14 protein-coding genes are annotated in these 12337 nt (G+C 73.3%); 7 read left to right on the top strand and 7 right to left on the bottom strand.

Annotation, left to right across the window (positions count from 1 at the left end; translation table 11 throughout):
• Nucleotides 1-17 precede the first annotated feature (17 nt).
• Nucleotides 18-782 (bottom strand): DUF6227 family protein, encoded by a 765-nt coding sequence (locus AC0693_RS28995; protein WP_356411712.1) that lies wholly within the window; start codon nt 780-782, stop codon nt 18-20.
• Between the two features lie 192 nt (nt 783-974).
• Between AC0693_RS28995 and AC0693_RS28990 the strand changes: the two genes are divergently transcribed.
• Complete coding sequence (locus AC0693_RS28990) at nt 975-1625, top strand: vitamin K epoxide reductase family protein (RefSeq protein ID WP_478803280.1); 651 nt, start codon at nt 975-977, stop codon at nt 1623-1625.
• A 121-nt stretch (nt 1626-1746) separates the two neighbouring features.
• Here the strand turns inward: AC0693_RS28990 and AC0693_RS28985 are convergent, their stop codons facing one another.
• Complete coding sequence (locus tag AC0693_RS28985) at nt 1747-2154, bottom strand: rodlin (protein ID WP_385787603.1); 408 nt, start codon at nt 2152-2154, stop codon at nt 1747-1749.
• A 269-nt stretch (nt 2155-2423) separates the two neighbouring features.
• On the opposite strand from AC0693_RS28985, the gene AC0693_RS28980 reads away from it, so the two are divergent.
• A complete protein-coding gene (locus AC0693_RS28980) occupies nt 2424-2840 on the top strand; it encodes a hypothetical protein (protein ID WP_478803279.1) in 417 nt (138 codons plus the stop codon).
• 146 nt (nt 2841-2986) lie between these two features.
• Nucleotides 2987-3226, top strand: coding sequence for a chaplin (locus tag AC0693_RS28975; protein ID WP_356411723.1), 240 nt, complete (start codon nt 2987-2989; stop codon nt 3224-3226).
• Nucleotides 3227-3305: 79 nt separating this feature from the next.
• Here the strand turns inward: AC0693_RS28975 and AC0693_RS28970 are convergent, their stop codons facing one another.
• The 5 genes from AC0693_RS28970 to AC0693_RS28950 all read right to left on the bottom strand — a co-directional run bounded on the left by AC0693_RS28970 (nt 3306) and on the right by AC0693_RS28950 (nt 6413).
• On the bottom strand, nt 3306-3650 hold the full coding sequence (locus tag AC0693_RS28970) for a hypothetical protein (protein WP_356411726.1): 345 nt from the start codon (nt 3648-3650) through the stop codon (nt 3306-3308).
• 234 nt (nt 3651-3884) lie between these two features.
• Nucleotides 3885-5021, bottom strand: a complete 1137-nt coding sequence (locus tag AC0693_RS28965) for a chaplin (RefSeq protein ID WP_478803278.1) — start codon at nt 5019-5021, stop codon at nt 3885-3887.
• A gap of 121 nt (nt 5022-5142) precedes the next feature.
• A complete protein-coding gene (locus AC0693_RS28960; protein ID WP_356411732.1) occupies nt 5143-5376 on the bottom strand; it encodes a chaplin in 234 nt (77 codons plus the stop codon).
• Between the two features lie 253 nt (nt 5377-5629).
• Nucleotides 5630-6040 (bottom strand): rodlin, encoded by a 411-nt coding sequence (locus tag AC0693_RS28955; protein WP_356411735.1) that lies wholly within the window; start codon nt 6038-6040, stop codon nt 5630-5632.
• A gap of 118 nt (nt 6041-6158) precedes the next feature.
• Entirely contained in the window at nt 6159-6413 is a 255-nt protein-coding gene (locus AC0693_RS28950; RefSeq protein WP_478803277.1) for a chaplin, read from the bottom strand.
• 176 nt (nt 6414-6589) lie between these two features.
• On the opposite strand from AC0693_RS28950, the gene AC0693_RS28945 reads away from it, so the two are divergent.
• The 4 genes from AC0693_RS28945 to AC0693_RS28930 are packed head-to-tail and all read left to right on the top strand — an operon-like array spanning nt 6590 to nt 11802.
• Nucleotides 6590-7702 carry a DUF3344 domain-containing protein gene (locus AC0693_RS28945; protein WP_478803276.1) on the top strand — a complete coding sequence of 371 codons (1113 nt, stop codon included), beginning with the start codon at nt 6590-6592 and terminating at the stop codon, nt 7700-7702.
• A gap of 58 nt (nt 7703-7760) precedes the next feature.
• Nucleotides 7761-8936 (top strand): glycosyltransferase, encoded by a 1176-nt coding sequence (locus AC0693_RS28940; protein ID WP_469318254.1) that lies wholly within the window; start codon nt 7761-7763, stop codon nt 8934-8936.
• Complete coding sequence (locus AC0693_RS28935; RefSeq protein WP_478803275.1) at nt 8933-10441, top strand: exopolysaccharide biosynthesis polyprenyl glycosylphosphotransferase; 1509 nt, start codon at nt 8933-8935, stop codon at nt 10439-10441. The genes AC0693_RS28940 and AC0693_RS28935 overlap by 4 nt, the downstream gene beginning before the upstream one ends.
• 2 nt (nt 10442-10443) lie before the next feature.
• A complete protein-coding gene (locus AC0693_RS28930) occupies nt 10444-11802 on the top strand; it encodes an O-antigen ligase family protein (protein WP_478803274.1) in 1359 nt (452 codons plus the stop codon).
• Nucleotides 11803-12337 lie beyond the last annotated feature (535 nt).

Raw genomic sequence — 12337 nt, 5'->3', positions numbered from 1 at the left:
CCCGGCCCCGGCCCGCCTCACCTCACCCGCGCGCGGAGCTCCATCGCTCCGCGCGCGGCCGTCTCGCTCTCGTAGACCTCGCACATGTGCCGCCCGTCGGGCGTGGCGGTGTGCTCGACCTCCCACAGGCTCAGCTCGCTCCCGTCCAGCAGGACGAAGGCGTGCTCGTAGAGGCTGAAACCGGCGCCCCGGCCGTCCGCGAGGCACTGCCGGGTGCCGAACGCCTGGGTGATCCGGTGCGCGTACGCCGAGGTCAGCCGGTGCGCGACCGCCTCGCCCGGCCGGTCGGTGTTCTCCGCCCGGCGCAGCACCCGGCGGGCGTGGTCCGCGGACTGCTCCACCGCGTACTCCCGGTGCGGCCGCACCGGCGCGGACGCCGCGAAGAGGCTGCCGAGCACCTGGTCGCCGAGACCGCTCTCGGCCTCCTCCATCAGCGTGAAGTCCCGCACCGCCGCGGGGTCCTCGCCGAACAGCCGGACCGCGGCGAGGGCGGCCTCCGCCTTGCTGGTGAAGATCTCGTGCCGGGTCGCCCGGTCGTGCTCCAGCCGGTAGGCCAGCTCCCACAGCGTGACGGAGCCGCCGTCGGCGAGCAGGTAGGCGTGCCGGCGCGTCTCGCGCCGGTGGCCGGCCGCCGGGCCGTGCTGCGTGCTGTGGAGCGAGGAGCTGTGGGCGAGCGCCGTGCCGAGCCGCTCGACCAGGCGGTCCGGCAGGTCGAAAGAGTTGAGGGCGCGGCCCAGGAGTCGCTCGACGTGCGCCTCGGTTGTCTCGTACGGATCGCTCAAGGTGGGTCTCCAGGCCGTCGCAGCTTGTCACGTCGCGGAAGCTCAACGTAGCCCCTGGCTCTGACATCACGTCCGGGGTTCGGTAAAACGTCCGGGAAGTGCCCGGTGTTCCCGGCACTCCATCCGGTCAACTTCCGTGCGAACAGCCCCGGTTCACCATGATCCGTACCGAAGTGCGGGACTATGGCCCGTATGGCAACGAATACAGTGGGCGTCCCCCGCCAGCAGGGGCCGGCCCGCGGTCGACACGAAGGCGAGCCGGGCGAACCGGTCGCGGCCCCCCGCGCACTCGCCTGGCTGCTGGTTCTCACGGGAGCGGCCGGGCTGCTCGCCTCGTGGGTGATCACCCTCGACAAGTTCCTCCTGCTGGAGGACCCGGACTTCAAGCCCGCGTGCAGCCTCAACCCGGTGGTGTCCTGCGGCAGCGTCATGCAGAGCGACCAGGCGGCGGCCTTCGGCTTCCCGAACCCCATGCTGGGGCTGGCCTGTTACGCCGTGGTGCTGTGCACCGGCGCGGCCGTCCTGGCCGGTGCCCGCCACCGCGGCTGGTTCTGGCTCGGGCTGAACGCGGGCACGTTCTTCGGCGTCGGCTTCTGCACCTGGCTGATGGTGCAGTCGCTGTACGAGATCAACGCGCTGTGCCTGTGGTGCTGTCTGGCCTGGGTGGCGACGCTGCTGATGTTCTGGGCCGTCACCGCGCACACCGTCCGCAGCGGCATCCTGCCCGTCCCGGCTCCGGTCCGGACCTTCTTCACGGAGTTCGGCTGGGCCCCGCCCGCCCTGCACGTCGGCGTGATCGGGATGCTGATCCTCACGCGCTGGTGGGAGTTCTGGACCGGCTGAGCGCGCTGGACCGACCGCAACCGCCCCACGACGGGCGAGGGCCCCGGCAGCTGGACGCTGCCGGGGCCCTGTCACTTCGCTCCACGGGCGCGGGGGCCCGGACCGGAATCGAAAGCGGTGATCAGCTGCCCGCGGAGAGGTTGCCCGAGAGGACCGGGATGTTGTCCAGGATGTGCGACAGGGACTCGTCGCCCTTCGCCTGGGTCGAGTTCTCGGTGCACTGCTGGTTCATCGGGTTGGACAGGACGTTGATGTCCTGGACGCCGACGTTGACCAGGGCCACCAGCGACTGGGCGTTGATCTTGGCCGGCAGGCCGATGCAGGGCTTGTTGGCGGAGCCCTGGACCAGGCTGAGCTGCGGGCTCATGTCGCCGGTGGTCTTCTGGTTGCCGTACACCTGCGAGGCGCCGTTGCCGTTGACGGTGTTGACGCCGTTGTCGTTGCCGATGGCCAGGGCCGGGGCGGCCGTGGCGACACCCGCGGTGAGCACGGACGCGCCGATCAGGGTGGCCTGGACGAGCTTGTTCATCATGTTCCTTTTGTCGCACGAGTGCCCGCTAGTGGAGCGCCCTGATCAACTGCCCGGTCGCGGGGTTGGTTCCGCTGCTTCACTCAAACGGCCCGCACCGGGCCCGGTTTTCCCCAGCCCGGGTGAGAGCGCCCCGGACGCCTGCGCGAAGCCCGTACGCAGCCCTCAGTGGACGCGGTCCGGTTGCGGTCTGTTGAACCTATTAGCACGGTGGGTGAGAGAAGCGGACCCCCATGGTCCGATCTGGCCCGATCCCCGAAGGAACCGTCATGCACCGCATCAAGGCGTCCCGTGTCCGCATCCTCGTCCCGTCCGCCCTGACCGCGGTCATACTGCTCGGCGCCGCGGCTCCGGCGAGCGCGGTCGACGGCGGGAAGGCCGCTGAGCTCACCGAGCGGGTGGCCGCGGTCCAGCAGCAGATCGACGAGCGCGTCGCGGCGGCCGGACCCATCGACGACCTGCTCGCGACCCTCACCAAGACCCTCGAAGACCTGCTGAAGTCCCTGACGGGCCTGATCAAGCTCCCCGAGATTCCGGGGGTCAAGCTCCCGGACACGAAGGTCCCGGACGTCAAACTGCCCACCCTCCCCACCGTGCCCAAGCTCCCGGAGGTGCCGAAGGCGCCCGTCGTGGACGACAAGCTGGTGCCGGAGATCCCGGACGTGCCGGACCTCCCGTTCCGCTAGCCGGAGCGGGGGCGGGGTCACGGTTACGACTATTGGTCTGAACAGGTGGGATTGCGTTCCGGGCCGTGTCGTCCGGGGAGTTGAACCGTTTCGCTCCATGTGAGCCCCGGTTCGGGGCAGGACATCGAACAGAAGGTGCAATTCCCATGAACTCTGCCAAGAAGGCCGCCCTGGTCGTGGCCGCGGCTGGTCTCGCCGCGGCCGGTGCCGCCGGTTCCGCTGCCGCCGACTCCTCGGCCGAGGGCGCGGCCGTGGGTTCCCCCGGTGTCCTGTCGGGCAACCTGGCCCAGGTCCCGATCCACGTGCCGGTCAACGTCTGCGGCAACTCCGTCAACGTCATCGGCCTGCTGAACCCGGCGTTCGGCAACGTCTGCGTCAACGACTGACGTCAGCCCCGCACGTAACCGTGGGCGCCACCGGCATCGCCGGTGGCGCCCACGGTCGTTCGTGCGCGGCGCGGTGGGATCAGTTGCTGCCGTTGTTGAGCTTCACGCCGCCCAGCATGGGCGTCAGCTGGGTGACCGTGTTGGCGGCGCCCAGCGCCTCCGTGGGTCCGGCGTTGCGCAGCTTGTTCACCTTCTGCGCGGTGCCCACCACCTTGCCGACCGTGTCGCCCTGCTCGGCCAGGCCGTTGCCCACCGTCTGGGGGAGCGAGGCGGAGATGGGCGCCGCCGCGTTGAGGACCTCGGTCGCACCGCCCGTCAGGCTCATGGGGGGCATGGCTCCCGCCTCGGCCGCGAAGGCGGGGGTCACGGCGCCGAGGGCGGCGACGGAACCGGCGAGCACGGCGGCGACCTTCGTGTACTTCATCGTCGAAATCCTTTTCCAGTGACGACCGTCGCGTCACTTTCGCCCTGCGTAACGATTACCCGCCGCTCCGGAAACTCTGTCGCCCGAACCGTCCCGAAATTTGTCGAACACGGGCATGCGGAGGGGGTGGAGATCAGGCCATGCGGAATCGGCCGGAGAATCCGAGGGGATTCTCCGACCGACGTCTTTTCCGAATCTTTTCCGATGACCTTCACCGGGGCGCGCGGCCCGGGGTCAGGAGACGCGCGACCGCCGGTAGAGGATCGAACCGCCGAGCAGCAGGGCCGCTGCGAGGGCCGCGGCGGCGGCGGGCTGACCCGCGCCGGTCTCGGCCAGCATCGGTCCCGTCATCGGGGCCCGGGCCGGGGTCTGCGGCGCGGGCGCCGGCAGCGTGACCGGGGCGGGCTCCGGGGCCGGGAGCAGGTGGATCGGCGCGTCGCCCGCCGGAGCGGCCGGGGGCTGGTCCGCCACGGGCGCGGCGGGACGTACGGCCCCGGGCGCGGGAACCGGCGCGGGGAGCGGTACCGCGGCGGGCGCGGGCGCCGGAGCGGGAGCCGCCTGCGGCGCCGGCGCCGTCGGGTGCTCGATCACCTGGCTGCCGTGCTGCGGCGGCCGGGGTCCCGGGGCTTCCTCGGGGGCCGGGGCCTCGTGGTGCACCGGGGCGGGCTTCGGCTTGGCGTGGGCGGGCCGGGGCGCGGGGCGCGGTGCGGGCGGCGCGTGGTGGGCCTCCGGGGCCGGGGTGGCCCGCGGGTGCTCGTCGCAGTCCTCGTCGGATCCGCCGCCGGGGCCGTCCGGCCGGGCATGGGCGCCCTCGGGCCGGCCCTGCCCGTGGTCCGGCCCGTGGTCCTGGCCGTGGTCCCGACCCTGGTCGTGGTCCGGCCCGTGGTCCTCGCCGCGCTGCTCCGGCACCCGGTGCTCCGGGGTCCGCTGCTCCGGCATGCGGTGCTTGCCGCTGCCCGGACGCTCGTCGTGGTGCCGGGGCTCCGCCGCCGGTGCGCGCTCGGCCCCCCGCTGGTGCTCGTCGAGGTAGCGCTCGAAGGCTTCTGCCTGCTCGGGGCTCAGGTAACGCTCGTACGCGGCGCGCTCGCCGTGGTCGGAGTGGTGCGCCCCGCCGTCGGTGGTCACGCAGGTGCCGCCCATGGCCGGGTTCAGTCCGGCGCCCGCGTCCACGCTGTTGCCGCAGACGTTCGGCGAGAACGTGACCGGTACCGAGATGCTGTTGCCGGCCAGCACGCCCGGTGAGTGAGCGACCTCGGCCGCGGCTCCCGTGTGCGCGTACGCGGCGCCGGTCGCGATCGACAGCAGGCTCGACGCGGCCGCGGCCGTGAGCACTCCCTTGCCCAGTACCTTTCGGCTCAGTACCTGTCGCATGGGTCCTTCCCTGTCTACCGGCGAGGCCGCCGGTGCTGAATCGGAGGTGGCCCCGGAGTGCACCGCCGTGCACTCCGAGGCCACCCCGAGGAGGTCTGCCCTTGCGGGCTCAAGCGCTTCGTCAGGCGTTGACGCAGGTGTTGCCGAACGCCGGGTTGAGCAGCGCGATCACGTTGACCGTGTTGCCGCAGACGTTGACCGGGATGTGGACCGGCACCTGGAGCAGGTTGCCGGACAGCACGCCGGGGGAACCGACGGCCGCACCGTGGGCGTCGGCGTCGGCCATGGCGGGGGCGGCGGCACCGACGGCCATCAGAACGCCGGCGGCCAGCACAACTGCCTTCTTGTACGTCATGAGAATTTAGATCCTTTCCCGCAGAGGCGTGTCCACTGCATGGATAACAACGAGCCGCCCGGGGAAAAGAAACCGCAGAAATCGCAGGAACCCGAGGAATCGAAAGAAATCGCCGGAGCCGGAAAATTCCGGTATCCCGCCGCGGCCGACCGGGCCGAATTCGCGGGTCCGTGCATTTCCGGGACGCGGAGCGGACGCAAGGCGGGGCCGCCGCGACCCGAAGGTGCGGCGGCCCCGACTGCGTGTCCTTCGGTCAGCTGCCGTTCGAGACGTTGCCCGAGAGGACCGGGATGTTGTCCAGGATGTGCGACAGCGGCTCGTCGCCCTTGGCCTGGGTGGAGTTCTCGGTGCACTGCTGGTTCATCGGGTTGGACAGGATCGGGATGTCCTGGACGCCGACGTTCACCAGGGCCAGCACCGACTGCACGTTGGCCTTGGCCGGCAGGGCGATGCAGGGCTTGTTGAGGGAGCCCTGGACCAGCGCCATCTGCGGGCTCATGTTCCCGTAGGTGGCCTGGTTGCCGTAGATCTGGGCGGAGTTGTTGCCGTTGGTGGTGTTGACTCCGTTGTCGTTCCCGATAGCCATCGCCTGCGGGGCCATGGCCGCGCCCATGCCCACGACGGAGGCGGCAACAGCCGCGGTGGCCATCATCTTCTTGATCACAATCGTCCCTTTTCTGCAAGATTGCCCGGTACAGGAGCACCCGGAACAACTGTCGCCAACCGCGATGGGTTGCGTCGATTCACCCGGATGCCGACGTTTCGGGCGGTGCGGTTGACGGTCAGGCGTTCACACAGGTGGCGCCGAAGGCGGGGGTCAGCACGCCGACCAGGCTCGCGGTGTTGCCGCAGACGTTCACCGGGACGTCGACCGGGACCTGGAGCAGGTTGCCGCTCAGGACGCCGGGGGAACCCGTAGCCGCGCCCTGCGCGGAGGCACCGTCCCCACCGTGGGCGGAGGCGAGGCCCGCGCCGCCCATCAGCACCGCCGCGCCCGTCGCGGCCAGCGTGGCGCCGCGCATCAGCCTCTTCTTCATCTCCGTTTTCCCTTTCGGCTCGAACAATGGTGCACCCCCATAACGACGTCCCATCCGCAAGGGTGCGTGGTATCGCCCAAAAGGCCGTACGCGCGAGTCCGGCGTGATTTCCAGCTTGATTTCTGACAAAGTTCACTCCTGTTTTGTTCCCTTGATCGAAAAATGGAGACAGGGTCATGGGTTCCTCCCGCAGAATCCTCGGTTCGCTCGCCCTGCTGTCCTGCCTCGCCCTTTCAATGAACGTTTCTGCGGCCGGTGCCGCGGGCCCCCCGACGGCTCCCGCCGGGCGGGAAATGGCCCGTATCCCCTTCACTCAGCGCTACCAGGCCGAGCTGCACGGCGGTCTCGTACGGGCCTCCAACGCGGGCATCGGCTGCCGCGGGGAGGAGCCCGCCCAGGCCGCCTCGTGCGACGAGGTCAAGCGGGGGGCGGCGGGGGTCAACAGCGATTTCGAGATGTTCTACAGCGAGGTCGACAAGGACCCCGACACCTACAACTCCACCCGCGCCGAGCTGAAGATCCCGGCGGGGGCGAAGGTCGCCTACGCCCGGCTGTACTGGGGCGGGAACCTGCGCGTGGGGGAGCAGAAGCCGCCGGAGGACAGCGGCCGCGTGCTCGTCGCCGAACCGGGCGGCGCGTACAAGGAAGTGCTGGCGGACACGGTCATCGGGCACCGTTCCGACGCGGGCAGCGATGCCTACCAGGCGTCGGCCGACGTCACGCCGATGGTCCGCAAGGGGGGCACCGGGATGTGGACGGTGGCCCAGCTGAACATCGCCATGGGCAACTCGCCCGTGGGCGCGTGGGGCGGCTGGACGCTGGTCGCGGCCTACGAGCAGCCGCAGGAGCCGGTGCGCCGGGTGTCGGTGTGGGACGGCTTCGAGGAGCTGCGCGCCGGGGCCGGTGCGACGGCCGCGGAAACGGTGGAGCTCGCCGGTCTGGACGCACCCGTGGGGGCGTCGGGCCGGGTCGGGGTGGTCGGTTACGACGGGGACCGCGGGGTGCTCGGCGACTCACTCATGGTGACCGCGGACAGTGGTCGGCGGTTGAATCTGAGCGACGGCGAAAACCCCTTCAATGACGTGATGAATTCGACCATCACCGATTTCGGGCATTCCGCGTCGGTACGACAGCCTGAAAATATGAATAATCTCGGATATGACGCGGACGTGTTCGACCTGAGTCCCGCCCTGTCCGGTGGTGCCCGCAACCTGACCTTCAGGTTCACGGGCGAAAACCAGGGTCATTTCCTCGGCGTGCTCTTCGTTCAGACCGACGCGCGCCGCTGATCGCAGGAGACCGCTCCACGTGCCGTCAGAACCAGTGCCGGAGCATGTGTCAGAACATGTGACCGTCTTCCATCTCGTCCAGCCCGTGGAGGGCGGTGTCGCCCGGGTCGTCATCGACCTCGTCCGCGCCCAGACCGCCGCCGGCCTGCGCGCCGTCGTCGGCTGCCCGCCCGGCGGGCAGCTCGCCGACGGCGCCCGGGACGCCGGAGCCGAAGTGGTCACCTGGCGGGCCGGCCGGGCCCCCGGGCCCGGGCTCGCCGCCGAAATCAGCGGCGCCGCCCGGCTGGTCCGCCGGATCCGCCCCGACCTGCTGCACGCGCACAGCGCCAAGGCCGGCCTGGCCGGCCGGCTCGCCGTGCGCGGCGCGCTGCCCACCGTCTTCCAGCCGCACGCCTGGTCCTTCGACGCGGCGGGTGGCGCCACCGGAGCGCTCGCCCTGCGCTGGGAGCGGTTCGGGGCGCGCTGGGCCGACCGGGTGCTCTGCGTCAGCGAAGCCGAACGGCGCGCGGGCGAGTCGGCGGGCGTCCGGGCCCGCTGGTCCGTGATCCGCAACGGCGTCGACCTCCACCACTTCCGCCCCGGTGGACGCGGCGGCGCCGACGAGGGCTCCCGGGCGGTCGACACGAAGGAGGCCCGGGCCGCACTGCCGCTGCCCCCCGGCTTCGCGGACGGTGCGCCGCTCGCCGTCTGCGTCGGCAGGATCTGCCACCAGAAGGGCCAGGACGTGCTGCTGCGCGCCTGGCCGGAGCTGCTCGCCACGGTCCCGGGCGCGCGCCTGGCCCTGGTCGGCGACGGCCCCGACGCGGAGCGGCTGCGCCGGGCCGCCCCGCCCGGGGTGCACTTCGCCGGAGCCGCCGCGGACATCCGGCCGTGGCTTCGGGCCGCCGATCTCGTTGTACTTCCGTCGCGGTGGGAAGGGATGGCGCTCGCACCGCTGGAGGCGATGGCGTGTGGCCGCCCGGTCCTGGTCTCCGACGTGAGCGGCGCCCGCGAGAGCCTGCCGCCGGGCCAGGGCGCCCTGTGCCTGGTGCCGCCGGAGGACCCGACGGCGCTGGCCAAGGCGCTCGGCCGGCTGCTGGCCGATCCCCGGCTGCTCGCCGACCTGGGCGAGCGGGCGGGGCAGCACGCGCGGACGGACCTCGACGTGCGGCGGACCACGGACGCGGTCACCGGTCTGTATCACGAACTGCTGGGCAGGCCCCGGCCCTTGAACCAGGAGCGCATCAGCCGATGACGATGGACAGCGCACACGCCCGGCCCACCGGGCAGAGCGGTACGGGGCCCGCGGGCACCACCGCCGTCCGGCGCTCCGCGACCGCCATCCACCCGCCGCGCGGCCCCAAGGCGGCACAGGCCCGCCCCGTCCTGCGGCCGCAGCGGGTCCGCCGCCGCGACGGGATCGGCCCGCTGCTGACCGCCGACGCGCTGGCCGCCGTACTCACCACGACCACGCTGCCCGGACTGGACCTGCCCGGGCAGGCGGCCGCCCCGATCGCGCTGCTCGCGGCCGCGCTGCACGCCCAGGCCGGGCTCTACCGGCCCCGCCTCGCACCCTCCGCACTCCTCGAACTGCCCGCGCTGGCGGGCCGGGCGACGGTGCTGTGGTGCGCGGTCGCCGCCGTCGTGGCCGCGGCCGAGCCGCACCGGGCCCTCGGTTGGAGCACCCTGCTCACCTGCGTCGGCCTGCAGTTCCTGCTGGCCTGCGCCGGGCGCGGAGTGGTCAACCAGATCCGCAGGCGCACGGCCCTGCGCTCCCCCCGCTCCGCCCTGGTCGTCGGACCCGGCGCCGGGGCGGGCGCGGTGGCCGGCGCCCTGCACGGACGGCCCGAGTACGGGCTGCGCCCGGTCGGCCTGGCCGACACCGGGGGCGGCGCCGACGACGTCACCGGGACCGGGCTGCCCGTCCTCGTCACCCACGAGGACATCCGGCGCGCCGTCATCCAGAACTCCGTGCGCCACGCGGTCTTCACCCGCCCGCCGGAGGCCGACGAGCGCACCGCCTCGCTGGTGCGGCTCTTCCACGACCACGGCTGCCGCCTGTGGCTCGCCGACCCGGCCGGCACCGCCAAGGTCACCGGCATGCGGGTGGCGCAGCCCGCCGACCACCTGTGGGGCTACTCCGTACAGCCGCTGCTGCCGCGCCCGGCCCGCCCGCTGGAGCGCTACGGGAAGCGGCTCATCGACTCCGCCCTCGCCGCCCTCGCGCTCTGCGCCGCCGCCCCCGTCATGGGCGCCTGCGCGCTCGCCGTCCGGCTCAGCGACGGCCCCGGGGTGATCTTCCGGCAGGAGCGCGTGGGCCTGTACGGGCGCCCCTTCACCCTGCTCAAGTTCCGCACGCTGCGCCCGGCCGACGAGCACGAGTCGGCGACCCGCTGGACCGTCGCGAACGACAACCGGATGGGCCCCGTCGGCTCCTTCCTGCGCAAGTCCTCGCTGGACGAGCTGCCCCAGCTGTGGAACGTGGTGCGCGGTGACATGAGCCTGGTCGGCCCCCGGCCCGAACGGCCCTTCTTCGTCGCGAAGTTCGCCAGCATCCACCTCGGCTACGAGGCCCGCCACCGGATGCCCGTCGGCATCACCGGCCTGGCCCAGATCAACGGCCTGCGCGGTGACACCTCCATCGAGGACCGGGCCCGCTTCGACAACCACTACATCGACACCTGGTCGCTCTGGCAGGACCTGTGGATCCTGGCCCGCACCGCGGCCTCCTTCTTCCGCTTCCGGCTGGGAGGCAGCTGAGCATGAGCACCGCCCTCGCCCCGTCCCCGGTCCGCTTCGACCTCCCGGGCGCGCTGCGCCGGCACTGGCCGCTGCTGCCGCTCGCCGCGACCGTCCTGCTGCTGTGCGCCCCGCTGCCCGCCGGGGACGCGACCGCCTCCGGCAAGGTCACCCCGGCCGACGCGGCCTCCCTGCTGCTGGTGTTCTGCTGCGCGGTGCAGGCGCTGCGGGGGCGGACGCGGCGGCTGAGCCCGCTGGGCGCGTTCCTGCTGGGGCTGCCCGCCGCCGGGCTGGCCGTCGCCACCGTCACCGCCGCCGATCCGTACGCCGCGCTGCCCGGGTTCGTGCGCTACCTCCAGGTGTTCGTGCTGGTCCCGGCCGCGGTGGTGCTGCTGCTGCGGGACGCACGGGAGTTCCGGCTGGCGGGGGCGTGCTTCGTGGCGCTGGCGCTGGTGCAGGGCGCGGTGGGCGTCGTGCAGTTCGCCACCGGCACCGGGGCCTCCTACCAGGGCTCCGACATCCGGGCGGTCGGCACCTTCGGCCCCGGCGACGTCATGGGCATGGCCACCGTGGTGGCGTACGGGCTGATCATCGCCACCGCCGCCGCGCTGACCCCGACGCTGGCGCACCGGGTCCGGCGCGCGGCCGCCGTCTCGGCTCTCGCCCTGCTCGTGCCGCTCGGGCTGTCCTTCAGCCGGGGCGCGTGGATCGCCACCGTCGGCGCCGGGCTCGTCGTGATGCTGATGGCCGGGGTGCGGCGCGCGCTGAAGGTGCTGGTGGCGCTCGGCGCGGCCGGGGTGGTCCTGGTGGGCGGCTTCGGCCTCGGCTCGGAGATGATCGCCGAGCGGCTGGGCTCCATCACCCAGGTCTCCAGCGCGCCCGACCAGTCGGTGACCGACCGGTACACGATGTGGGCCGCGGCCGAATCGATGTGGCGGGAACGGCCGGCCGCCGGGGTCGGCCTCAAGGGCTTCCCGGCCAACCGCGACAGCCACTCCTCGCTGGGGCTGTCCTCGGGGAGCGACACGGCGGGCGCGGGCCAGGCCTTCATCCGCCAGCCGCTGCTCTCCCCGCACAACATGTACCTCCTCGTCCTGAGCGAGCAGGGGCTGATCGGGCTGACCGCGCTCGTGGGCGGCTGGGCGGCGCTGCTGGTAGCCGGGGTACGGCGGGTGCTGGCCCCCGATCCGGCCGCCCGCCGGATCCGGGACTGCGGGCTGATCGCGGCCGGGCTCTTCGTCTGGCAGCTGACCGACTTCCTGTACGCCGACATCGGCGGCCCCTCCACCGTCCTCACCGGGGTGATCATCGGCCTGGCCGCGTGGTGGGCGCTGCCGTCCCCGGCCGGTGACGGGGCCTTGGACCGCGCGGCCGCCGCGTGAGCGATACGCCGCCCCTGACGGGCGCCCGGAGGCCCGCCCCCGCCCCTGTGGCCGGGGCGGGCCCCGCCCGCGTTCCCCCGGCCGGGCCCGCCCCGGCCGGGGGAGCCGGATCCGTCCCGGCGGCCCCCGCGTCCGCACCGGTCCCGGTACCGCCGCGCGGGCACATCCTCGGCACGGGCCCGAACACGGGCCTGCGCCCGCTGCCGTCCGGCCACGCCCCCTGGCCGGCGGCCCGGACCGCGGTCACCGACCCCGGCGCCGTCCACGGTGACCGCGCCCGCGAACCGGTCGTCGGGGTCCGGCCGCCCGAGTTCGGCGGCGGCCCCGCCGGGCGGCGCGCGCCGGGCCGGGACCCGGCGGCCCCGGCGGCCGGGCGGCGCCGGGCCCACGGCCCGGCCACCGGACGCGCCCCCGGCGCACGACCGGGCGGGCCCGGGGGGGGGGGGGGGGGGGGGGGGGGAAGGGGGGGGGGGGGGGGGGGGGGGGGGGGGGGGTGGGGGGAGGGGGGGGGGGGGGGGCGGGGGGGGGGGGGAAG

It is taken from the genome of Streptomyces sp. NPDC043876 (genome assembly GCF_056435825.1).
Note: the sequence above shows the minus strand (reverse complement) of the source record. Positions and strands in the feature narration are given on the sequence as shown.

What these genes read in the sequence shown, in the direction of transcription:
- AC0693_RS28990 (WP_478803280.1), top strand. Translation starts at nt 975, where the DNA reads ATGGCAACGAATACAGTGGGCGTCCCCCGCCAGCAGGGGCCGGCCCGC.
- AC0693_RS28985 (WP_385787603.1), bottom strand. Translation starts at nt 2,154, where the DNA reads ATGAACAAGCTCGTCCAGGCCACCCTGATCGGCGCGTCCGTGCTCACC.
- AC0693_RS28980 (WP_478803279.1), top strand. Translation starts at nt 2,424, where the DNA reads ATGCACCGCATCAAGGCGTCCCGTGTCCGCATCCTCGTCCCGTCCGCC.
- AC0693_RS28975 (WP_356411723.1), top strand. Translation starts at nt 2,987, where the DNA reads ATGAACTCTGCCAAGAAGGCCGCCCTGGTCGTGGCCGCGGCTGGTCTC.
- AC0693_RS28970 (WP_356411726.1), bottom strand. Translation starts at nt 3,650, where the DNA reads ATGAAGTACACGAAGGTCGCCGCCGTGCTCGCCGGTTCCGTCGCCGCC.
- AC0693_RS28965 (WP_478803278.1), bottom strand. Translation starts at nt 5,021, where the DNA reads ATGCGACAGGTACTGAGCCGAAAGGTACTGGGCAAGGGAGTGCTCACG.
- AC0693_RS28960 (WP_356411732.1), bottom strand. Translation starts at nt 5,376, where the DNA reads ATGACGTACAAGAAGGCAGTTGTGCTGGCCGCCGGCGTTCTGATGGCC.
- AC0693_RS28950 (WP_478803277.1), bottom strand. Translation starts at nt 6,413, where the DNA reads ATGAAGAAGAGGCTGATGCGCGGCGCCACGCTGGCCGCGACGGGCGCG.
- AC0693_RS28945 (WP_478803276.1), top strand. Translation starts at nt 6,590, where the DNA reads ATGGGTTCCTCCCGCAGAATCCTCGGTTCGCTCGCCCTGCTGTCCTGC.
- AC0693_RS28935 (WP_478803275.1), top strand. Translation starts at nt 8,933, where the DNA reads ATGACGATGGACAGCGCACACGCCCGGCCCACCGGGCAGAGCGGTACG.
- AC0693_RS28930 (WP_478803274.1), top strand. Translation starts at nt 10,444, where the DNA reads ATGAGCACCGCCCTCGCCCCGTCCCCGGTCCGCTTCGACCTCCCGGGC.